The following is a 21,995-nucleotide window of genomic DNA, read 5'->3' on the forward strand; positions in this document are numbered from 1 at the left end:
GCTCAGCCGTTGCGCAGCAGCCAGTCGTGGCGTTCGCTGAAGCGCTGCTGCCATACCGGTGAGAGGCCGCTGGCAGCGGCGAGGATGGCGAGTTCGGCGGGATCCGGGCGGTGTGCGAGGCGGGCGCGCCAGACCCGTGCGAGGGTGATGCCGGGGGCAGGGCGGTCGAGCAGCCGGAGTTCGTCGCCTGCGCTCACCAGACCTTCTTCGAGGACGCGGTAGTACCAGCCGGTGAGACCCTCGGCGGCGATGAGGCGCGACAGTCCGGGGTGTTCGGCGCGGCAATCGAGCTTCCAGCATGGGCTGCGTGGCTCGGAGACCTGGATGCGCGCCGTGCCGAGGCGGAAGATGTCGCCGACGCACACTGCTTCCTCGTCCCAGCCACGGGTGGACAGGTTCTCGCCGAAGAGGCCGGGGCCCAGGGCGGCGGCCAGCGCGGGCAGGCGTGCGGCCAGACCGGCGTAGTGCTCGGCCGGATAGTGATGGAGGGCCTTGTGCACGCCGCCGTGATAGCGCCGGTCGGCCTGGCGGTCGCCCTCCAAGCCCTCGGCGCCGAGTCGCACGGCGCCGCTCAGCGCGCTCTTGTAGATGCCGGTGAGCTGGCCTTCGGGGGGGAGCGGGCGCAGCCCGCCGGCGTACAGGCCGAGGAGGGGGAGGGTGGCTGGTTCGAGCATGGTCAGGGGTTGAGCCATGCTGCCCCGCGCACGCCGGAGGCGTCGCCATGGTGGGCAGGGAGCAGGCGGGTGGCGATGTGGTCGGAGAACACGTGCGCGCCCCACAGGCGCGGCACCCGGGCATAGAGGCGGTCGATACGCGAGAGGCCGCCGCCAAGCACGATCACCTCCGGGTCGAAGATGTTGATCACCGTTGCCAGCGCGCGAGCCAGGCGTTCCTCGTAGCGTGCCAGGGTGGCATTGCAGGCGGCATCGCCGTGCGCAGCGGCATGGGCGATGGCGGCGGGGTCGGTTGCGGTGCCGCCATGGCGGCGATGATCGGCGCTCAGCGCGGGGCCGCTGAGGTAGGTCTCCACGCAGCCATGGCGTCCGCAGTAGCATGGCGGCAGCGGCAGGTCTGCGCCGGCGGGTGCGGGCAGCGGGTTGTGCCCCCATTCCCCGGCGATGGCGTTGGCGCCTTCGAGCAGGCGGCCATTGACTACCAGGCCGCCGCCCACGCCGGTGCCGAGGATGACCCCGAACACCGTTGCCGCGCCTGCGCCAGCGCCGTCGGTGGCTTCGGAGATGGCAAAGCAGTTGGCATCGTTGGCCATCTGCAGCGGGCGGCGGAGACGCAGCTGGAGGTCGGCGAGCAGCGCGCGGCCGTTGAGACAGGTGGAGTTGGCGTTGCGCATCACACCGCCAAGGCGCGACAGCGAGCCCGGGGTGCCGATGCCGAGCGCGCAGGGGCCGCAGGCGAGGGAGCGCTCGGCATCCTCGACGAGCGTGGCGACGGCTTCGACGGTGGCCGCGTAGTCGCCCTGCGGGGTGGCGATGCGCCGCCGCAGGCGTTCGCCGCCAGCTTCGTCGATGGCGATCAGCTCGATCTTGCTGCCGCCCAGGTCGACGCCGATGCGCATGGTCCCGGACTCAGGCGCGGCGCAGACGGTCGACGGCGTCGCGGTGTACTTCGATGGCCTGCTCGCGGCAGCAAGTGCTGACCTTGAGGTCGCGGATGATGCCGTCGGTGAGGGCATAGCACCAGCCGTGCACGGTGACCTTCTGGCCGCGCTGCCAGGCTTCGCGCAGCACCGAGGTCTGGCTGACGTTGACCACCTGTTGCATGACGTTGAATTCGCACAGGCGATCGAGCTTGAGCACCGGATCATCCACCTCGTCGAGCGCGTGCTGGAAGCGGTCGCGCACGTCCTGGACGTGGCGCAGCCAGTTGTCGGTGAGGCCGACGCGGTTGTTGTTGAGTGCGGCGCTGACGCCGCCGCAGCCATAGTGGCCGACCACCAGGATGTGCTTGACGTGCAGCACGTCGACGGCGTACTGGATCACCGAGAGGGCGTTGAGATCGGTGTGCACCACCTGATTGGCGATGTTGCGATGGACGAAGACCTCGCCCGGCGCCAGGCCGACGATCTGGTTGGCCGGGACGCGGCTGTCCGAGCAGCCGATCCACAGATACTCCGGAGACTGCTGATGAACGAGGCCCGAGAAGAACCCCGGGTCCTCGCTGTGGATGCGTTCGGACCACGCCTTGTTGGCGGCGAAGAGCTGCTCGATGTCGCGCATGGGAATATCGGGCCAGGGATGGCCGCAGAGTTCGGGATATCCGTAATTATGAATTATTGAGCGCCGGGGGGAAAGCCGTGCGCGCCTCCCCGCTCACTTCTGCCAGATTCCCAGCGCATGGAGTTGCGCGCTGGCCGCCTCGGCCCAGCCGCGGTTGGCCGCGGGGCTGGCCGGGCTGGGGTGAAGAATGCGCCCCAGGCGCACGTCCATGCCGGTCAGCGCTGCTGCGGCACGCTTCTCCGCCCACGCGCCGATGCCGATCACCCACTCCGCCTGCACCGCCTCCACGACGCTGCGCAGGTGTGCGTCGCAGGCCGCCAGCAGGGGGCGGGCTTCGGAGGCCGGGAGCTTGTCGGGGGTGAGGTTGCGGCCATGGTCGAAAAAGGCCAGCGGGCAGTAGTTGGCGACGAAGTGGCCGGCAAAGAAGGCTTCGGGGGTGCCGAAGCGGGTACGGAACAGCCCCCACAGGCGCTGCCCGCTGACCTCGCTGCGGGTGCATGCGAAGCCTTCCACGGCGCGCTGCGGATTCGGTGTGGCGGGTTGGCCGACCTCGCCGGCCAGTCCCAGCCAGTCCCTCACCGTGGCGATTTCGCCGAAGGGCACACCGGTCTGCACCATGCCGAAGGGGCCCGGATTCATCCCCAGAAAGACCACCCGGCGGCGGCCGTCGCCGTAGCGCTGCAGATAGTCGCGGTGTATCGCCCAGGCGTAGTCGAGCGGGTTGTAGACATGGCTGACCGGCGCGGCGAAGCGCAGGCCGTCGAGCGCGTCGCCAAGCTGGCGGGCGGCGTCGATGAGGCGGGTGGCGGGATTGGGCATGCGTAGGGCGAGGCGCTGAGCGGAAAGCGCCGATTATCCCCCATCGCGCGTGCTGCGGGCCTTGCGCCTTAGCCGCTGGCGGCGGGCAGCGGTGCGTCGGCCACCAGGCGCGCTGCTGCCTTGGCGGTGGCGTAGTCGTCGTAGAGGATGCTCTCCGGCAGGCTGGGAGCGCGGAGCGCGGCGAGCTGGCTGCGGATGGGCGGCGGCACGACCACGAAGGCGGCGATGTCCTGCGCCTTCAGGCCCTCGACCATCTCCTCCAGGGTGAACACCGCGGAGAGGTCCATGAATGGCACCCGGCTGCAGTCGAACACCACCGCGCGGGTGCCCAGCACCTGGTCGACGCGGTCGATCAGGCGGCTGGTGGAGCCGAAGAAGAAGGGGCCGCCGACTTCCAGCACCCGCACCCCGCCGCGCATGGTGGAGCCGGGGGTGCCGGCAGGTGCGTCCTCGTCAGCCGGCCACACCTTGAAGCTGGACTGGCCGATGAGCTGGTGGATGATCAGTCCCATCGACAGCACCACCCCGGCGCCGACGGCGACGATCAGGTCCACGAACACGGTGAGGCCGAACACCGTCGCCATCACCGCCACGTCGGTGCGCGGTGCGGTGCGGATGAGCTTCAGCATGCGGTAGTCGAGGATGTCCATGCCGACCTTGATGAGGATGCCGGCCAGCACCGCCAGGGGGATCTGCGTGGCCAGCGGTGCGGCGCCGAGCAGCAGGGCGAGCAGGAACAGCGCGTGGGTCACGCCGGAGAGCCGGCCGCTGCCGCCGGCCTTGATGTTGACCACGGTGCGCATGGTGGCGCCGGCGCCGGGCAGGCCGCCGACGAAGGCGCACAGCATGTTGCCCACGCCCTGACCGATCAGCTCGCGGTTGGAGTCGTGCCGCGTGCGGGTGATGGAGTCCGCCACCAGCGAGGTCAGCAGGCTGTCGATGCTGCCCAGCATGGCCAGGGTGAAGCCCAGTACCAGCACGGTGGTCCAGGTTTCGATGGAGAATTGCGGCAGCACGAACTCCGGCACGCCCATGGGGATTGCGCCGATCACCGGCACATCGAACCCGGCATATACCGACAGCACGGTCATGGCGATCAGCGCCACCAGTGGCGCCGGCACGATGCGGCTGACCCGCATCGGCGTGCGGAACACGATCACCAGGGTGAGGAAGGCGAGCAGGAAGGCCTGGCCGTTGATCGCAGCCAGTGTTGCAGGCAAGGCCAGCAGGGCCTTCAGGGGTGCGGACAGCGGCGGTGCACCGAGCAGAGGGGCGATCTGCAGCAGGATGATGATGATGCCGATGCCGCTCATGAAGCCCGACACCACTGGATAGGGGATGAAGCGCACCAGCCCGCCGGCCTTCACCATGCCGAGCAGGATCTGGCACAGGCCGCCGACCAGCACCGCGGCCATCGCCAGCGCGAGGTTGCCGCCCACCGCCACCAGGGTGGAGGCGAAGACTACGGTCATCGGCCCGGTGGGGCCGGAGATCTGCATCCGCGTGCCGCCCAGCAGCGCCGCCAGCAGGCCCAGCGCGATCGCCCCGTACAGGCCGGCGGCAGCACCTGCGCCGGACGCCACACCAAAGGCCAGCGCCAGCGGCAGCGCCACCACGCCGGCGGTCAGGCCGCCGAACAGGTCGCCGCGCAGCCCGGCCTTGCCGAACGAATACTCCATCTAGCCTCCCCACGACTGCTCACCGGCCGGGCGGGTGGTGGCCGATGTTCCGGGACGCTGTCTCCTCCCGCCTTGTTATGTTTTTTGTCGCAAGTCCCGGAAGATGCGGGAAAAGTGCGCCGCATGCAAGCGGCGCGGGGCTCAGTCTTCCTGTTTGCCGTCCTGTCCGGCGGCGATCTCGGCGCGTACCTGGTCCATGTCGAGCTTGCGCACACCGTCGACGATCTGCTCCAGCGCGCTGGCCGGCAGCGCACCGGACTCGCGGAATACCATGACGCGCTCGCGGATCACCGCCAGGGTGGGCACCGAGCGGATGCCGAACACCGAGGCCAGTTCCTGCTGGGCGTCGGTGTCGATCTTGCCGAAGACGATGTCCGGATGCGCCTCCGCGGTCGCTTCGAACACCGGGCCGAAGCTCTTGCACGGCCCGCACCAGGTCGCCCAGAAGTCGAGGAAGACGATGGGGTTGTTGTCGATGACGCTTTCGAAGTTCTCGGAGGTGATCTCGATGCTGGCCATGTGCGGCTCCGTGTGGGGGTGAGCGCCCATGCTAACCCAGCGTGGCGGACGGCGTCATGCCCGGCGCATCGCGCAGACTTCGTCGAGCACGGCAAGAAAACGCACGGTGACTGCTGCCGGAGCCGGTTCGCGCCACGCCACCGCGACGGGGAAGTCGGCCCCGGCATCGGCCACCGGCAGGTAGCGCACGCGCGCGATGCGCACGCAGGAAAGTTGCGCAGGCAGCAGCGCCAGACCGAGGCCGGCAGCCACCAGGCCGATCTGCGTGGTGGCCTCGCGCGCGGTCTGCACGATGCGCGGCTCGTAACCGGCGGCCTGTGCCAGTTCGCGCAGCTTGTCGGGCAGGCCGGTGCCGGTGCCCGGCGGAAAGGTGATGAAGCCCTCGCCGGCCAGCTCGGCCATGCTGACGCGTTCGCGCCCGGCCAGCGCGTGCGCGGCGTGGATCACCAGGTTGAGCGGGTCGCGGCCGATCTCGCGCAGCGCGATGCCGGGCGGTGCGGCACTTTCCTCGACGCGTACCAGGCCCACATCCAGTTCGCCTGCGGCCAGCGCGCGGAACTGCGCCACGGTGAACAGCTCGTGCAGTTGCAGGTCGACCTGGGGATGGGCGCGGCGGAAGGCGGAGAGCAGGTCCGGCAGCATCTCGCTGAAGGGCAGCGATGAGGTGAAGCCCACGCGCAGTTCGCCGATCTCCCCCTGCGCCGCACGGCGCGCCTCGTCGGCGGCATGGCCGGCACGCGCCAGGATGGCCTGCGCATGCGCCAGGAAGCGCCGCCCGGCCTCGGTCAGTTCCACCTTGCGGCGGCTGCGCTCGAAAAGCTGCGCGCCGATTTCGGCCTCCAGATCGCGGATCTGCATCGACAGCGGCGGCTGGCCGATGTGCAGGCGCTCGGCCGCGCGGGTGAAGCTCAGCGTTTCGGCAACGGCGACGAAGTAGCGCAGGTGGCGCAATTCCATATATATACCAGATGTATCAATGGCGTCTGAAGAATATATTGGACTGTCTCTTGTAGGGCAAATAGCATCACCTCATGACAGCTTTGCCACCTCCTCCTCCGCCCGCCGCCCGCCTGGAAGCCGGCTCACCGGCCTTCCGGCGCGCCAACCAGGCGCTCTTCCTCGGTGGCTTCGCCACCTTCGCCATGCTCTACGGCACCCAGCCCATCCTGCCGCTGCTGTCGACCACCTTCGCGGTCAGCCCGGCGCAGGCCAGCCTGTCGGTATCCGCCGGCACCGGCGCGCTGGCCGCGGCACTGATTCCGGCCAGCATCCTGTCCGACCGCTACGGGCGCCGCCAGGTGATGAACGTCGCCCTGGCGCTGGCCGCACTGCTGGCGCTGGCCTCGGCCTTCGTTACCAGCTTCGACCAGTTGCTGGTGCTGCGCGCCCTGCTCGGCCTGGCGCTGGCCGGCCTGCCGGCGGCAGCCATGGCCTGGCTCGGCGAGGAGATTTCGCCGGCTGCGCAGGGCCGCGCGATGGGCCTGTATATTGCCGGCAACGCGCTGGGCGGGATGAGCGGGCGTTTCATCTCCGCGCTGCTCACCGATTTCTTCTCCTGGCGCATCGCGCTGGGCCTGCTGGGTGTGCTCGGCGCGCTCGCCGCGCTGGCCTTCTGGCGCTGGCTGCCGGCCTCGCGCCATTTCAGCGCCCGCCCCGCCACCCCACGCCGCGTACTGCGCGACGTCTGCGCGATCTACCGCGATCCCGGCCTGCCGTGGCTGTTCCTCACCGCCTTCCTGATCATGGGGGCCTTCGTCGGGCTCTACAACTACCTCGGTTTCCGCCTCCAGGATGAACCCTTCCACCTCGGCCAGAGTGCCGTGGGGGCGGTCTTCCTGCTCTATCTGCTGGGCACCTTCGCCTCGGCCTGGGCCGGCCAACTCGCCGACCGCTTCGGCCGCCGCAACGTGCTGTGGATGATGCTGCTGGTGATGGCCGGCGGGCTGGCGCTGACGGTCAGCGAGCGGCTGGCGGTGCTGATCGTCGGCGTCGGGGTGTTCACCTTCGGCTATTTCGCTGCCCACACCGCGGCCAGCAGCTGGGTCGGCAAGCGTGCGCAGGAACACCGCGCACTGGCCGCCGCGCTGTACCTGTGCAGCTACTACTTCGGCAGTAGCGTGCTGGGCACCGTGGGGGGGCTGGCGTGGAGTGCCGCGCAATGGCCCGGCGTGGTCGCCCTGCTGGCCGGCTGCAGCGCGGCCGCCCTGGCGGTGGCGCTGTGGCTGCGGCGGTTGCCGGCGGTGGAGCTCAGTCCTCGCCCTTGATGCCCCTGGCCACTCCGCGGGCACCGTCGCGCACGCCGTGGCCGATCTCGCGGCCGACGGTGGCGGCGCCCTGGCCGACCTTCACGCCGGCGTCGCGGGCAATGTGGCCAATGCTGCGTCCGCTGCCGACCACCGTGCTGCCAATGCCCTTGCCGAGCGCGACCGCCCCTTCGCCGATCTCGCGTGCGGCGCTGCCGACGGCGTGAGCGCTCTGCGCGGCGGTGGAAGAGGGCGGCGGACTGTTGTCGGCCGTGGCGGTGACGGGGAGCACGGCAAGCAAGGCGAACACGCTGCAAAGCGTCAGTGCAGGCCGCGCAATGATATTGCTCGTCACCATCGTTGTGCCTCCATCGAACTTGCTGGTTGGAGTATGAGCCACCGGCCATGGTTGAGCGGTAAGCGACGGTAAGCGGTACCGTGAAGTGGCCGACGGTCGCTGGAGGAATTGCCGTGACTCGCCTGGGGCCCTGTGCTAGCGTGACGAAAGTAATAGAGATGAAAGTTTCGGGCGCCGCAAGGGACGGTGCTCACCGCGAAGAGGTGGCAGATGGGCTTTGAATTGGCAGTCTTGTCCTCGGGGGGGGACGTGGTGCGGCTGGGACTTTCCGGCCGCCTTGAAGTTGGTGACACGCTGGATTTCCACAAGGCATGCCAGCCGGTCATCAAGGACCTCGGCGGCAGCGCCCTGCAGCTCGATCTGGAGCGTCTCAGCTACATCGACAGCTCGGGCATCGGTGCCCTGGTGGTGATGCACAACCGTGCCCGGGACGAGGGCTGGCGGATGTCGCTGTGCAACTGCAGCGGCGACATCATGAAGGTCCTGCGCCTGCTCAACCTCCACCGCCTCTTCCACATCGTCTGACCGTCGCGCCACGCACCCGGCCGGGTGCGTGGCGGCGCGGGAGCCCGTGCATGTTGCCCCAGCCCCCTATACAGGCAGACGACGCCGTCGACGCCGACCGCCTGCTGGCCGCCGCCCTGGAGCGTTGTGCCAGCGAACCCATCCATCTGGCTGGCGCCGTGCAGCCGCATGGCGCCCTGCTGGCCTGTGACGGTGCCGGCACGGTGCGCATGGCCAGCGCCAATCTGGCGCAGCTTACCGGCGACGACGCTGCAACCGTGCTTGGCCGCTCCTTGCCGGAGGTGCTCGGTGCGGCGGCGTGCGATGAGATCGAACGCCACCTGCACCGCGACATCGGCAATCCGTCCATTCCCTTCGCCATTGCCACCGCAGGGGGGTGCGCGCTCAGTGCCCTCGTCCATGCAAGCGACGGCCTGCGCGTGGTCGAGCTGCGCCCCGCTGCCGACGCCGCGCACCTGAACTTCGCATCGATGTATCTGCCGCTGCGCGAGGCGCTCTGGCACTTCGACCGCGACGACGATGTGGTTGCCTATTGCCGTTTCATCGTCGGTGAGATCCGCCGCCTGACCGGCTTCGACCGCGTCCTGGCGTACTGCTTCGATGACCACTGGGACGGCGAGGTCATCGCCGAGAGCCGTAATGAGGCCCTGCCCGGCCTGCTCGGCAACCATTTCCCCGCCTCCGACATCCCCCCGCAGGCCCGTCTGCTTTACCAGAAGAACCTCGTGCGGGTGATGGAGGATACCGAAGCCGAACCCGCCGCCCTGCTGCCGGCGCGCAACCCGCTCAATGGGCGCCCCCTGGACCTCAGCCACTCTGCGCTGCGGGCGATGGCGCCGGTCCACGTGAGCTACATGCGCAACATGGGGGTACGTGCCAGCATCACCCTGTCGCTCAAGCAGGGTGGCCGGTTGTGGGGCCTGATCGCCTGCCACAGTGCCAGCCCCCGCGTCGTGCCCTTTGAGCAGCGCGACCTGCTCGGCTTCGTCGGCAAGACCATCTCGCTCAAGCTGGCCAGTCTCGAACACCTCGCCAGCAAGCGCTACCAGAGCCGCGCCCGCCAGGTGCTGCTCAGCGTTACCCACGCCGTGCGCGATGCCGGTGACCTCGGCGAAGGCCTGCGCCGCGTGCAGGGCGACTACCTCGGACTGGCCGATGCCTGTGGCTGCGTGGTGGCCTTCGACGGTCATGTCGTCACCATCGGCCAGGTGCCACCGCCCGCCTTCCTTGACACCCTGACGGCATGGCTGAAATCGCATCTTTCCGACGACGGCATCCTCCATACCGAACAGCTTGCCAGCCTGCTGCCGGTCGCTGCCGAACATGCCGGAATCGCCTCCGGGCTGCTGGCGATCGCCCTCGACAGCGAGTTGCGCAGCTACATCTGCTGGTTCCGCCCCCAGGAACTGCGCGAGATCCATTGGGCCGGCAACCCGCACAAGCAGCTCGTACATGACGACAGCGGTCCGCGCATCGAGCCGCGGACCTCCTTTGCACGCTGGATCGAGACCGCGCGCAACCGCGCCCGGCCCTGGCAGCATGCCGAGCTTGACGCCGTCAAGCTGCTGTCGCTGGCGGTGCTGCAGGGCGTCGTCCCCCACGTGCTGCGCGCCCGCGAGGCCGCCGATGCGGCCAACCGCGCCAAGAGCGACTTCCTCGCCACCGTCAGCCACGAGATCCGCACGCCGATGAACGCGGTGATGGGCCTCACCTACCTGTGCCTGCAGACCGAGCTCGACACCCGCCAGCACGACTATCTCACCAAGGTCTATGGCTCGGCGCGCAACCTGCTGCAGCTGCTCAACGACATCCTCGACTTCTCCAAGATCGAGGCCGGCAAGCTGGCACTGGAACAGATCGGCTTCCACATCGACGACGTTCTCGAACGCCTGTGTACGGTGGTCTCGGTGAAGGCCCAGGAGAAAGGCCTGGAGTTCACCCTGCACACTGCCATGGACGTGCCGCCGGCGCTCATCGGCGACCCCACGCGGCTGGAGCAGATCCTCATCAATCTCACCGGCAACGCGGTCAAGTTCACACCCGCCGGTGGCGTTGGCGTGGACACCGAGGTGGTGCACCGCGATGGCGAGCGCGTGCGCCTGCAGTTCACCATCCGCGACAGTGGCATCGGCATGTCCGCCGATCAGCTCACGCGCATCTTCCAGCCCTTCGAGCAGGGCGACCGCTCGATCACCCGGCGCTACGGTGGCACCGGCCTGGGCTTGTCGATCAGCCGCCGCCTGGTGGACATGATGGGCGGCGAGATCGACGTCGACAGCGCGCCCGGAAAGGGCACCACCTTCCGCATCCGCCTGCCTTTCCGCATTCCTGCCGATCTCCCCGCCGAACGTCCCCAGCTCACCAGCCTGCACGGCCTGCGCGTACTGGTGCTGGAAAGCGGAGGAGCCGGCCGCGAGGTGCTGCTGGCCTATCTGCATGCCTTCCGCTTCCGTGTCGCCGAAGCCGGCAGTGTCGACGAGGCGTGCACCGTTCTCGCCGGTGCTGCGGCCGCCGGGACGCCCTACGACCTCATCTTTGCCGACCTGCGTGCTGCCGGGTGCACGGCCGGCGAGCTTGCCGCGCGCCTCGGCGCCGCCTGTGCGGAGGGCTCCGCAGCACGGCTGGTGGTACTCGCCAACATTGCCGATGGCGATCCCGGCGGTATCCCGGCGGGTGTCGATGCGATATTGCTCAAGCCTTACACGCAGAGCCGCCTGTTCAACACCGTGGCCCGTCTGTTTGGTATCCAGGCGCTGATCGGCAGTGCCGCGCCCCGCATCGATGACGACACGGTGCGCAGCCACCTGCGCGGCAAGCGCGTATTGCTGGTGGAAGACGACGAGCTCAACCAGGAAGTGGCCGTGCATCTGCTCGCCGCCATCGGCCTCGAGGTCGACCTCGCCGGCAACGGCCAGCAAGCTCTCGAACGCCTGCAGCAGCAGCGCTACGACGCCGTGCTGATGGACGTACACATGCCTGTGCTCGACGGCTACGGCGCCACCCGCGCAATCCGCGCCCAGCCCGCGCTGCGCACCCTGCCGGTGATCGCCATGACCGCCAACGCCATGCTGCAGGATCGCGAGCGCTGCCTGCATGCGGGCATGAGCGACCACATTCCCAAGCCCATCGATCCCGACAACCTGACCCGCTGCATGCTGCGCTGGCTCGCCCCCGATCTCCCCGGCGGCAGCGTGCGCAGCCCCGTGCAGGCCCAGCCAGCCGAGCCCCTGCCCCATCTCGCCGGCATCGATGTCGAGCGTGGCATCTGGCAGACCGGCGGCACGGTGCATCAGTACCTTACCCTGCTCGGCCGCTTCCGCGGCAACTACCAGCAGTTCATCGCTGCGCTGTGTGACGAACTTGCCAGCCACCGCCACGACGATGCCATCCGTCGCGTGCATTCCCTCAAGGGCCTGGCTGGCAGCCTGGGCGCTGTTGCCCTGCAGGAGAAGGCGGCCGCGCTCGAGGAAGCCCTGCGCGCCGGTGCGCGCGATCTCGCCCTGGATGCTCTCATCGGTGCCGTGGACAGCGAACTGCAGGCCTTTCTCGGCGAGATCGCGCGCACCGTCACGGCGCCCCCGCCGGAGGCCGCAGTGGCCGCCGGCGGCCCGTCGCGGACGGCCACGCGTGCCGAGCTGCTTGCCCTGCTCGATGTCGCGCGCAGTTGTCTGGAAGAGTACGACTCGCGCGTCGACGAGGTCGTCGCCCGCCTGCAGCCCCTGGTTGCCGGTCAGGCGGCATGGGCCGGGCACTGCCAGGCGCTGGAAAAGTGCGTGCGCAGCTATGACTACGAAGCCGCCCTGCGTCACCTCGCCGACTGGATGGCGGAGCTGGTGCAGGACGATACGGATGCGAAAGGCCCCTGAATCATGCTTGCCGAAGACGACACCAAGACCGTCCTGGTGGTGGACGATACCCCCGAGAACATCGATATCCTGAAGGGCATCCTCGGCCCCTATTTCAGCGTGCGCGCGGCGACCAGCGGTGAGACCGCCCTGAAGGCAGCACGCGCCGGCCGCCGTCCGGACCTGATCCTGCTCGATGTCATGATGGCCGGCATGGATGGCTATGAAGTCTGCCGCCAGCTCAAGGCCGACGAACACAGCCGCCACGTGCCGGTGATCTTCGTTACCGCACGCTCCAGTCCGCAGGACGAGGCCTACGGCTTCTCCATCGGCGCCGCCGACTACATCATCAAGCCGGTCAGCCCGCCGGTGGTCCTTGCCCGCGTGCGCACCCACCTGGCGCTCGCCGACCGCAGCCGCCATCTCGAAGAGCTGGTCGCCGAGCGTACCGAGAAGCTCCTCGCCCGCAGCCGCGAGCTTGAACACACCCGCCTGGAGATCCTCCGCCGCCTCGGCCGCGCCGGTGAGTACCGCGACTACGAAACCGGCATGCACGTCATCCGCCTCAGCCAGTTTGCCCGCCTGCTCGCCGAAACCCAGGGCATGGGCAGCATCGAGGCCGAGCAGCTGATGTACGCTTCCATGCTGCATGACATCGGCAAGATCGGTATTCCCGACGACATCCTGCTCAAACCCGGACGGCTGAGCGCCGAGGAATTCGCCCTCATGAAGACCCATTGCCGCATCGGTGCCGACATCATCGGTACGCAGGATTGCGCGCTGCTCCAGCTCGCTGCGCAGATCGCCCTCACCCATCACGAGCGCTGGGACGGCGGCGGCTATCCCGCCGGGCTGGCCGCCGAGCACATCCCGCTGGCCGGACGCATCACCGCCGTGGCCGACATCTTCGATGCCCTCACCTCGAAGCGGCCGTACAAGGACGCCTGGCCGGTGGAGCGGGCGCTCGATCACATCGCCGGCGAGGCCGGCAAGGCCCTCGACCCCCGGCTTGCCCACGCCTTCGTCGCCCGCAAGGACGCCATCTGCCGCATCATCGAGCAGTTCCGCGAACATGCCGACTGAGGCCGCGCCGCGCCGCGCGGTCATCCTCGCCGTCGACGACACGCCGTTCAACCTCGACACCCTCACCGAGCTGCTGCGCGACGAGTACACCGTGCGTCCCGCCCTGAATGGCGAGATCGCCCTGCGTCTGGCGCGCGGCAACACCGCCCCCGATCTCATCCTGCTCGACGTCATGATGCCGGAGATGGACGGCTACGAAGTCCTCCGACGCCTCCGTGCCGACCCCGAGACTGCCGACATACCGGTGATCTTCATCACCGCGCTGACACATTTCAGCGACGAAAGCCGCGCCCTCGCGCTGGGTGCCGCAGACTACATCACCAAACCCTTCAGCCCCCCGGTGGTGCTCGCCCGCGTGCGCACCCAGCTCGCCCTGCAGCAGGCCCGCCGCCGCCTGCAGGCGGCCAATGCCCGCCTCCTCGCCGAGCGTGAGCTGATCGAGGATGTCCTTACCCGCCTGCGCGAGACCGAGAGCTTCGACGCCCGTCAGCTGCGCTACCACCTCTCCTCGGTGGATCGCAGCAACGGTGACATCCTGCTTGCCGCGTTCACGCCCGACGGCGGCCAGCGCCTGCTCGCCGGCGACATCGCCGGGCACGGCCCCGCCGCCGCCGCCTGCGCGCCGCTGCTCGGCCACCTCTTCTACACCGCGTGCGCGGAGGGGCACAGCGCCCGCGCCCTCCTTGATACCCTGGGCAGCGTGCTCTTCCGCCGCCTGCCGGCACAGATCTTCCTGGTCTTTGCGCTCGTCGAGATCGCTGCCGGGCGCCGCCACGCCACGGTGTGGAACGGTGGCCTGCCCGGCTGCGTCGTGCTGCGCCCGCAGGCGCCGCCCGTGCATCTGGGCTCGCGCTCGCTGCCGCTCGGCCTGCAGGCGGCCGGTCCGGCAGCAGACGAGGGCGTGTTCGTCGAGCTGGCCGCGGGCGACCGGCTGTGCCTGTTCTCCGACGGTGTCAGCGAAATCACCAACGCTGCCGGTGAGGCTCTGGGTGAGGAGGCTGCGGCAAGGATGCTGCAGCAATGCGGCGGCGATCCCGACGCCTTCGTTGCCGCCCTGGTCGGCTACCAGGGCCACGACCGTTTTCGCGACGACCTCACCATCGCCGCGCTGGAGATCTGAGGATGCGCGCTGCTCAGGTCTCGTCGCCGCCCACCCATTTCGGCACCGCCGGCGGCCGGTAGGCGGCAAAACGCTGCAGCAGTGCCACCGGATCGCTGTCCACGATGACCATCTCGCGGTGTACCGGACGGACGAACTCCTCCGCTGCCGCATGGTCGAGGAAGCCGACCAGGCGATCGTAATAGCCTGCGGCATTGAGCAGGCCGCAGGGTTTGCCGTGGAAGCCGAGCTGCGCCCAGGTCCACACCTCGAAGATCTCCTCGAAGGTGCCGATGCCGCCCGGCAGGGCGACGAAACCGTCGGCCAGCTCGGCCATCAGCATCTTGCGTGCATGCATCGATGGTGTGACGTGCAGCTCGGTGAGCCCGGCGTGAGCGAGCTCCTTGCGCATCAGCGCCTGCGGGATCACCCCCACCGCCTCGCCGCCGAGGCGCAGGATCTCGTCGGCGACCGTTCCCATGATGCCCACGCTGGCACCGCCGTACACCAGGCGGATGCCGCGCGCCACCATCGCCTGCGCGAGGGCGCGCGCCGCATCGGCGTAGACGGGCTGGCGCCCGCTGGCGGAACCGCAGTACACGCACAGGCTGCGCAGTGGGGTGGAGGCAGGGTGGTCGTTCATGCGGGGCTCGTTTCAGTAAAGGGGGTGGTGATGTGCCCGGGCAATTCGGCATCGTAATGCGCGCCGCCAGGAGGGGGGGTCACCTGTTCGTTGAGCGCCTGTCCTCCGCTGCGGCCGCCAGCAGCCCGGTGCGCTTCTACAGCCAGCGCGGCGTGCGGCGGCGGTAGGCAAGATAGGCAGCGCCGAACTTCTCCGCCAGCGCACGCTCCTCGGGAAGGATCTGGAAGCGCGTCACGTAGGCCCAGAACGCGCAGGGGCCGAGCCACACCAGGACGGCATCGAGGCGGATGGCGAAGGCCACCAGCAGCAACAGCAGGCTGAGATACATGGGGTTGCGCGACCAGCGGTACACCCCGCCGGTCACCAGCAGGCGCGCGCGCCGTGGATCGAGCGGGTTGATGGTGGTGCGCGCGCGGTAGAACACCGCCATCGCCGCCAGCGCCAGCGCGGCGCTGAGCAGCGACAGGGCAACGCCGGCCACCATGTGCGCGCTGCTCGCATCCATGATCACTCCGGCCTGCCAGGCATAGGCCTGCATCGCCGCGCCGACGATGGCCGTGAGCACCGGTGCCGGCACCTTTGCGTCCAGCGCACCGGGCACGCGCCGCCCGGGGGTGGAGTGCAGCATCGTCTTCACGTCATCGGCCATCGCTGCTCCGGCTCCGGCACTGCTCCATCACCCAATGAACGCATCCTGTTCAGCTGATCTTCCGGGAGATCTCGGCCAGCCGCTGCTTCATGGCCTCGTCGACCTCGGCAGGCTGGATCTTGGAAATGATGCTGCGCAGGACGCGGATTTCGTTCGGGTCGATGACGCCATCGCGCTCTGCAATCGCCATGATCTTGCCCAGCTCCTCGGCGTCCAGTTTGCCGTCGTTGCTGAAACACTGAATGGAGCGAAACGACATCTCCAGGTAATCCCTGCTTTCGCGCATCTTGCGTTCTCCACCTGAGTTTGAAAATGCCGGCGGTCGCCGGCTTGTTCGAAGCATTCGGCATAAGCGTAGCGTGCGCCATTCATCCGGACAAGCAATTGTGCGCGGACCGGGCGCACAGAGCCGGCCGATCGCCTGCGACTACCTCGGTTGCTCGGTTGCGTCGTTGAACCACTTGTCCGGGTGGCTACCGCGCTTCGCTTCAGCTCTTGCAGCGGGCACGCAGCCAGGCAGTGGCTTCGTGGGCGGGGAGGGGACGGCTGAAATGGTAGCCCTGCAGTTCGTCGCAGCCGAGTTCGGCGAGGCGGGCGACCTGGACGGCGGTTTCGACGCCTTCGGCGACCACCGAGAGGCCGAGGTTGTGGGCCAGCGATACGGCGGCGGTGACGATGGCGGCGTCGTTGGCGTCGTGTTCGATGTCGGAGACGAAGGAGCGGTCGATCTTCAGGCGGTCGAGGGGGAAGAGCTTGAGGTAGGACAGTGAGGAGTAGCCGGTGCCGAAGTCGTCGATGGCCAGGTTGACGCCAAGGCGCTTGAGGTTGGCGAGCACGGCGATGGCGTTCTCGGGTTCCTCCATCACAGCGCTTTCGGTGATCTCCAGTTCCAGCAGCCCGGCAGGGATGTCGGCGGCTGCGAGGGCGCTGCTGACGCCTTCGGCGAGGCCCCTGTGCATGAGCTGGCGGGTAGACAGGTTGACCGACATGCGCAGCGCCGGCAGGCCGGCGTCGCGCCAGTGGCGGGCCTGCCGGCAGGCGGCGCGCAGCACCCAGTAGCCGAGTTCGACGATCAGGCCGGTTTCCTCGGCGAGGGGGATGAAGCGCGCCGGGGAGATCAGGCCGTCGTCGGGGTGGCGCCAGCGAATCAGCGCTTCGACGCCGCACACCTGGCCGCTGGCGGCTTCAATCTGCGGTTGGTACCAGAGTTCGAACTGTTCGAGCTGGAGGGCGCGGCGCAGCTTGCGTTCGAGATCCAGGCGGGCGGTGGCGCTGAGGTTCATCTCCTCGGCGTAGAACTGGTAGTTGGCGCGTCCCAGTGCCTTGGCGTGGTACATCGCGGTGTCGGCATTGCGCAGCAGGGTGGCGGCGTCCTCGCCGTCTTCTGGGAACAGGGCGATGCCGATGGAGGGGGTGGTGTGCAGCTCGCTGCCGCCGATGAGGTAGGGGGCGGAGAGCGCTTCGAGGATCTTCACGGCGACGTGGGCGGCGTCGCTGCTGCCACCAATGGCCTGGACGACGACGACGAACTCGTCGCCGCCCTGACGGGCGACGATGTCTACTTCGCGGACATTGCCGCGCAGGCGGTTGGCGACGTCGACCAGCAGCGCGTCGCCGACGTGATGGCCGAGGGAGTCGTTGATGTGCTTGAAGCGGTCGAGGTCGAGGAAGAGCACGGCGAGGCCGTGGTGGTTGCGCCGCGAGTCGGCAAGCGACTGTTCGAGGCGGGCGTCGAGCCAGAGGCGGTTGGCCAGCCCGGTGAGCATGTCGTGGTGGGCGAGGTGTTCGATCTCCGCGGCGGCGCGCTTGTGTTCGGTGACGTCGGTGTAGATGGTGACGAAACCGCCGTCGGGCAGCGGCTGACCCTGGATGTGCAGCACGGTGCCGTCGGGGCGGGTGCGCTCGAACTGGTGGGATTCGGGATGGCGGGCGCGGTCGAGCAGCTGGGCGACGATCTGTTCGGTGTCGCCGGGGCCGTATTCGCCGCGCTCGGCGTTGTAGCGCATCAGCGTTTCGAGGGTGGGGAGGCCGTCGGCGAAGAGTTCGTCGGGGAATTCGAGCAGGCGCTTGAGCGCTTCGTTGCAGGCCACCAGGCGCAGGTCGCGGTCGAACAGCGAGACCCCGCCGGGGATGTTGTCGATGATGGTCTGCAGGGTGGCGTTCTTGCGTGCCAGCTCTTCCTGCGCCTGACGGTGCTCGGTGATGTCGGTATAGGTGGTGATGAAGCCGGCGACGCGGCCATCGACGAACAGCGGTTCGCCGGAGACCAGATGAGTGCGGCCGTTGGGACGGGTGCGTTCGAGGCGGTGGGGCTTGAACTGCAGTGCCAGCTCGCGGCGCACGCGGACGTGCTCCCTGGGGTCGCCGGGGCCGTACTCGCCGGCCTGGGCCGGCACCATGATGAGGTCGTCGAAGCTCACCCCGCGGTAGAGCAGCGTCGGCGGCAGGCCGAGGACCTCGCCGAAGCCCTGGTTCCAGTACTGCAGGTGAAGGGTTTCGTCGAACACGCTGATGCCCTGCGGCAGGTGATTGACTACCGCGGCAAGGTAGGCGCGCTGGCGTTCGAGATCGCGGGCGATCTGCTGCTGGTTGGTGACATCCTGCACGGTGCCGACCACGCGCAGGGGACGGCCGTCGACGCTGAGCTCGACACGGTAGCGGTTGTGGAAGTGGCGCACCTTGCCGTCGCCGGACACCGCACGATAGGCGAACTCGCCGCCACGGGTGTTGAGATAGGCGCTGGCGAGGGTGTCGGCGACCTGCTGGCGGTCTTCGGGGTGGACGCGTTCGAGGAACAGCTCGCGCGAGGGTTCGGCATCGGATGGCAGGCCGAGGAGCATGCGGGTGCGCTCCGACCACCACAGTTCGCCGGTTTCGAGATTGCGTTCCCAGCCGCCGAGTTCGGCGACTTCCAGGGTTTCGAGGAGATCGTTGCGCAGTTGTTCGAGTTCGCGCCGCGAGCCCAACTCCTGGTTGAGGCGCTCGCGGGTGCTGCGGCGCTGCTGCCGCCAGATGCGCCCGAGGGCGACGGCGGTGCCGAGCAGCAGCAGCAGGCTGGCCGCGGCGGCGCCAAAGATGTGCCGCCGCGGCTGTTCGAGCACTTCGTCGACGTCGATCTTGCTGAGCAGTACCCAGTTGCTGCCGTCGACGCGTGCGAGTGCGCCGAAGACCTGCGAGCCGGGGCGCTGGTCACCGCCCTCGCCGCTGAAGCGGTTGTCGAAGGCGTGGGCCCAGACCTTGCCGGCGTTGCCGGATGCGAAGACCTGCGGCAACTCCATCATGGGGGCGAGGCGGCTGGGCAGTTGCAGCACGAGGCTGTCGCGCTGTTCCTCAAAGAGCAGGTTCTCGCCGCTGTAGCTGCGTCGCGGCCAGCCATGCAGCAGCGGTATCAGGTAGCGTGAGGGGTCGACGCGCAGCACCACCGTGTCGATGTGCCAGGATTCGCCGACCAGCGGTACCGGGACCACCAGGTCGAGGTAAATCGCGCCGTCGGCGTCGCGTTGCAGGGCGGTGAGCGCAGGGGCGCCGGTGATGCGGGTGTGTTCGATGACGCTGGTGGTGTGGGGAGAAATGCTGTGGGCGGTGCCGAGCGCCATCACCGACCCGCCGCTGCGGCTGAGGACCTGTACGGCGGTGTAGTCGAAGGCGTCGAGGTAGCTGTGCAGCCAGTAGCGCAGTTCGGCATTCACCACGCCGTTGCTGACCTGGCCGCTGACGCTGGCGTCGAGGCGCAGCAGGGCGGCGCGGTTGCGGCGCAGGACTTCGCCGTCGCCGAGGCGTTCGTTGCGCCAGCGGCCGACGTCCTGGGCGAGCAGGCGGGCCATCGACTGCAGTTCGGAATGCGTGCTCGCCTTTACCACGGCGAGTTGCTGCTGATAATAGGCGACGTAGGCGAGCGCGATGGCGCTCGCCACAATCAGGAAGACGGCGACGAACTGCAGGGTGAAGGGGTCTGCCTTGCGTGTGAACATGCCTCGCCCGGGTTCGTCGGGCTACGGCCCCGGCCGCTGGCCCTTCATGATGGATGAAAGCGCTTGCGCCCGATTCTGACAGTCGCCTGTGCTGCTTACAATAGTGCGTCGCAACGATACGGCTCCGTACGGGCTTGCCTGCGCGCCCAAGGGGGTCGAAAATGCGGGTTCAAGAAAACCACACCCAATGCGAGGAGATCCATCAATGACCCATCACATCACCGTATCCTTCGGTGCCAATCGTGAGTACGAACTGGTCGTGCACGACGCCGACACCGCCGGCATGGCCAAGGACCAGGCGCGCGCCTGGCTGGCCAAGGAATTCGAGGTGCTCGAATGCACGCCATCCAACCCGATGGGCAAGGTGCTGGTGCTGGACATGATCCTCAACGTCGCCAAGTACGCCGGCGAGGAGCGCTTCAAGACCCCCGGACAGTGGGCACAGCAGTTTGCCAGTGCGGTGGCGGTGGCGCTGGAGCGTCCGGCGATCCGCGTCGACGTCGCCGGCTTCCTGGTCGGCTGAAGCACGGTCGGGCAGCAGTGAATGCGGGGGCCTGCGGGCCCCCGCTTGTCTTTGTTCAGTGCCGGCCGAGGCGGTAGACCGCCATGCTGGCGAGGAAGTTGGGCTCCTCCAGCACCAGCTTGCCGTCGTCGAAGGCCAGGCGTTCGCGGATGGCGATGCCGTCGCGTTCGCACAGGGCTTCGAAGTCGGCGATGGTGAAGAAGCGCACGTTGGGGGTGTCGAACCACTGGTGTGGCAGACTCTCCGAAACCGGCATGTGGCCGTTGAGGATGCTCTGGCGGTGACGCCAGTAGCCGAAGTTGGGGAAGCTCACCACCGCCTCGCGGCCTACCCGCAGCATCTCCGCGAGGATGCCCTGGGTGTTGTGCATGGCCTGCAGCGACAGGCTCATGATGACGTGGTCGAAGAAGCCGTCCTCGAAGCCGGCGAGGCCCTTGTCCATGTCGATCTGGATGACATCCACACCGTTTTCCATGCACGCCAGCAGCTTCTCGGGGTCGTTCTCGACACCGTAACCGAGCACCTGGCGCACCTCGATCAGGTGGCGCAACAGGCTGCCGTCGCCGCAGCCCAGGTCGAGCACCTTCTCGCCGGGTTCGATCCACTGGGCGATGACCTCGTAGTCGTAGCGATAGCTCATGCGTGCACCTCGATGCGGTCGAACCAGCGCCCGAGCACGGCGTGGTATTGCGGTTCGTCGAGCAGGAAGGAATCGTGCCCGGCGGCGCAGTCGATCTCTGCGTAGCTCACCCGGCGCCGGTTGTGCAGCAGGGCGTAGACGATCTCGCGCGAGCGCGCGGGGGCAAAGCGCCAGTCGGTGGTGAAGGACACCACGAGGAACTCCGCGCGCGCCGCGGCCAGCGCCGCCGGCAGCTTGCCGCCATGGGCGAAGGCGGGGTCGTAGTAGTCGAGCGCCTTGGTGGTGAGCAGGTAGGTGTTGGCGTCGAAGTAGCCGGCGAACTTGTCGCCCTGGTAGCGCAGGTAGGACTCGATCTCGAACTCGACGTCGTAGCTGTATACCGCCTTGCCGTGGCGCAGGCTGCGGCCGAACTTCTCCGCCATGGCGTCATCGGAGAGATAGGTGATGTGGCCGACCATGCGCGCCAGCTTGAGGCCGCGCGCCGGCACCACGCCGTGGTCGTAGTAGTGGCCGCCGTGGAAGTCGGGATCGCTGAGGATGGCCTGGCGGGCGACCTCGTTGAAGGCGATGTTCTGCGCGGTGAGCTTCGGCGCCGAGGCAATTACCGCGGCGTGGCGCACGCGCTCGGGGTATTGCAGGGTCCACGACAGCGCCTGCATGCCGCCGAGGCTGCCGCCGATCACTGCGGCGAGGCGCTCGATGCCGAGGCGGTCCATCAGCCGCGCCTGGGCATCCACCCAGTCTTCCACGGTGACGAAGGGGAAGTCCGCCCCCCAGCGCCGCCCGGTGGCCGGGTTGATGGCGTTGGGGCCGCTGCTGCCGTAGCAGCCGCCGAGGTTGTTGACGCCGATGACGAAGAACTTGCGCGTATCGACGGGTTTGCCAGGGCCGACGAGGTTGTCCCACCAGCCGGTTGTGGCGGGGTCGCCGTCATAGGTGCCGGCGACGTGGTGCGAGCCGGACAGCGCGTGGCATACCAGCACGGCGTTGTCGCGCGCGGCGTTGAGTTCGCCGTAGGTCTCGTAGACCAGTTCGTAGTCTTCCAGGCAGCCGCCGCTGCGCAGTGCCAGCGCTTCCTGGAAGCGCGCACGCTGCGGCACGACGATGCCGACGGATTGGGGTTGGATCATGATCTGCCGTTGAAAAACGAAAAGCCCAGCCGGCT

General features: G+C 68.5%; 20 protein-coding genes. 6 read left to right on the plus strand and 14 right to left on the minus strand.

Translation table 11 applies throughout. The features are described from left to right. Window positions 1-2: 2 nt before the first annotated feature. The 7 genes from C8261_RS02205 to C8261_RS02235 form a co-directional block, all read right to left on the minus strand. A complete protein-coding gene (locus tag C8261_RS02205; RefSeq protein WP_235864806.1) occupies window positions 3-692 on the minus strand; it encodes an MOSC domain-containing protein in 690 nt (229 codons plus the stop codon). Beyond that, the gene (locus C8261_RS02210) at window positions 677-1,573 is read right to left on the minus strand and encodes an ROK family protein (RefSeq protein ID WP_107492038.1); all 897 of its coding nucleotides are present in this window, start codon (window positions 1,571-1,573) and stop codon (window positions 677-679) included. Before C8261_RS02210 ends, C8261_RS02205 begins: the two co-directional genes overlap by 16 nt. A gap of 10 nt (window positions 1,574-1,583) precedes the next feature. Then, window positions 1,584-2,234 (minus strand): carbonate dehydratase, encoded by a 651-nt coding sequence (gene can / locus C8261_RS02215; protein ID WP_107492039.1) that lies wholly within the window; start codon window positions 2,232-2,234, stop codon window positions 1,584-1,586. 93 nt (window positions 2,235-2,327) lie between these two features. After that, window positions 2,328-3,053, minus strand: a complete 726-nt coding sequence (locus C8261_RS02220) for a uracil-DNA glycosylase family protein (protein WP_107492040.1) — start codon at window positions 3,051-3,053, stop codon at window positions 2,328-2,330. 68 nt (window positions 3,054-3,121) lie between these two features. Continuing rightward, window positions 3,122-4,732, minus strand: coding sequence for a SulP family inorganic anion transporter (locus tag C8261_RS02225; RefSeq protein ID WP_107492041.1), 1,611 nt, complete (start codon window positions 4,730-4,732; stop codon window positions 3,122-3,124). Window positions 4,733-4,873: 141 nt separating this feature from the next. Then, on the minus strand, window positions 4,874-5,251 hold the full coding sequence (locus tag C8261_RS02230) for a thioredoxin family protein (protein ID WP_107492042.1): 378 nt from the start codon (window positions 5,249-5,251) through the stop codon (window positions 4,874-4,876). Window positions 5,252-5,305: 54 nt separating this feature from the next. Continuing rightward, entirely contained in the window at window positions 5,306-6,208 is a 903-nt protein-coding gene (locus C8261_RS02235; RefSeq protein ID WP_107492043.1) for a LysR substrate-binding domain-containing protein, read from the minus strand. A gap of 74 nt (window positions 6,209-6,282) precedes the next feature. Here C8261_RS02235 and C8261_RS02240 point away from each other — a divergent pair, with 74 nt between their 5' ends. Continuing rightward, window positions 6,283-7,515, plus strand: coding sequence for an MFS transporter (locus tag C8261_RS02240; RefSeq protein ID WP_107492044.1), 1,233 nt, complete (start codon window positions 6,283-6,285; stop codon window positions 7,513-7,515). On the opposite strand, the gene C8261_RS02245 is transcribed toward C8261_RS02240, so the two are convergent. Next, the gene (locus C8261_RS02245) at window positions 7,499-7,804 is read right to left on the minus strand and encodes a hypothetical protein (protein WP_181358817.1); all 306 of its coding nucleotides are present in this window, start codon (window positions 7,802-7,804) and stop codon (window positions 7,499-7,501) included. The genes C8261_RS02240 and C8261_RS02245 overlap by 17 nt on opposite strands. Window positions 7,805-8,104: 300 nt before the next feature. On the opposite strand from C8261_RS02245, the gene C8261_RS02250 reads away from it, so the two are divergent. Genes C8261_RS02250 through C8261_RS02265 form a run of 4 tightly spaced genes read left to right on the plus strand, consistent with a single transcriptional unit; the run spans window position 8,105 to window position 14,425 of the window. Next, window positions 8,105-8,377, plus strand: a complete 273-nt coding sequence (locus C8261_RS02250; RefSeq protein WP_181358818.1) for an STAS domain-containing protein — start codon at window positions 8,105-8,107, stop codon at window positions 8,375-8,377. A gap of 50 nt (window positions 8,378-8,427) precedes the next feature. Next, entirely contained in the window at window positions 8,428-12,243 is a 3,816-nt protein-coding gene (locus C8261_RS02255; RefSeq protein WP_107492047.1) for an ATP-binding protein, read from the plus strand. 3 nt (window positions 12,244-12,246) lie between these two features. Continuing rightward, window positions 12,247-13,305: an HD-GYP domain-containing protein gene (locus C8261_RS02260; protein ID WP_107492048.1), complete on the plus strand. Its 1,059-nt coding sequence runs from the start codon at window positions 12,247-12,249 to the stop codon at window positions 13,303-13,305. Further along, complete coding sequence (locus C8261_RS02265; RefSeq protein ID WP_107492049.1) at window positions 13,295-14,425, plus strand: SpoIIE family protein phosphatase; 1,131 nt, start codon at window positions 13,295-13,297, stop codon at window positions 14,423-14,425. The genes C8261_RS02260 and C8261_RS02265 overlap by 11 nt, the downstream gene beginning before the upstream one ends. A gap of 13 nt (window positions 14,426-14,438) precedes the next feature. On the opposite strand, the gene C8261_RS02270 is transcribed toward C8261_RS02265, so the two are convergent. The 4 genes from C8261_RS02270 to C8261_RS17275 all read right to left on the minus strand — a co-directional run bounded on the left by C8261_RS02270 (window position 14,439) and on the right by C8261_RS17275 (window position 19,667). Next, on the minus strand, window positions 14,439-15,047 hold the full coding sequence (locus C8261_RS02270; protein WP_107492050.1) for an LOG family protein: 609 nt from the start codon (window positions 15,045-15,047) through the stop codon (window positions 14,439-14,441). Between the two features lie 136 nt (window positions 15,048-15,183). Beyond that, window positions 15,184-15,696 (minus strand): methyltransferase family protein, encoded by a 513-nt coding sequence (locus tag C8261_RS02275; protein ID WP_219905115.1) that lies wholly within the window; start codon window positions 15,694-15,696, stop codon window positions 15,184-15,186. 49 nt (window positions 15,697-15,745) lie between these two features. Then, window positions 15,746-15,982 (minus strand): hypothetical protein, encoded by a 237-nt coding sequence (locus tag C8261_RS02280; protein ID WP_107492051.1) that lies wholly within the window; start codon window positions 15,980-15,982, stop codon window positions 15,746-15,748. A gap of 202 nt (window positions 15,983-16,184) precedes the next feature. Beyond that, the gene (locus C8261_RS17275) at window positions 16,185-19,667 is read right to left on the minus strand and encodes a sensor domain-containing protein (RefSeq protein ID WP_181358819.1); all 3,483 of its coding nucleotides are present in this window, start codon (window positions 19,665-19,667) and stop codon (window positions 16,185-16,187) included. 205 nt (window positions 19,668-19,872) lie between these two features. On the opposite strand from C8261_RS17275, the gene C8261_RS02290 reads away from it, so the two are divergent. Beyond that, window positions 19,873-20,190, plus strand: a complete 318-nt coding sequence (locus C8261_RS02290; protein WP_107492052.1) for a hypothetical protein — start codon at window positions 19,873-19,875, stop codon at window positions 20,188-20,190. 55 nt (window positions 20,191-20,245) lie between these two features. Here C8261_RS02290 and metW read toward each other — a convergent pair whose 3' ends face one another. Beyond that, entirely contained in the window at window positions 20,246-20,830 is a 585-nt protein-coding gene (gene metW / locus C8261_RS02295; RefSeq protein ID WP_107492053.1) for a methionine biosynthesis protein MetW, read from the minus strand. Further along, entirely contained in the window at window positions 20,827-21,960 is a 1,134-nt protein-coding gene (gene metX / locus C8261_RS02300) for a homoserine O-succinyltransferase MetX (RefSeq protein WP_107492054.1), read from the minus strand. The genes metW and metX overlap by 4 nt, the downstream gene beginning before the upstream one ends. Window positions 21,961-21,995: the final 35 nt, after the last annotated feature.

The organism is Pseudothauera lacus (assembly GCF_003034845.1).
In the GTDB taxonomy this organism is placed as follows: Bacteria; Pseudomonadota; Gammaproteobacteria; order Burkholderiales; family Rhodocyclaceae; genus Pseudothauera; species Pseudothauera lacus.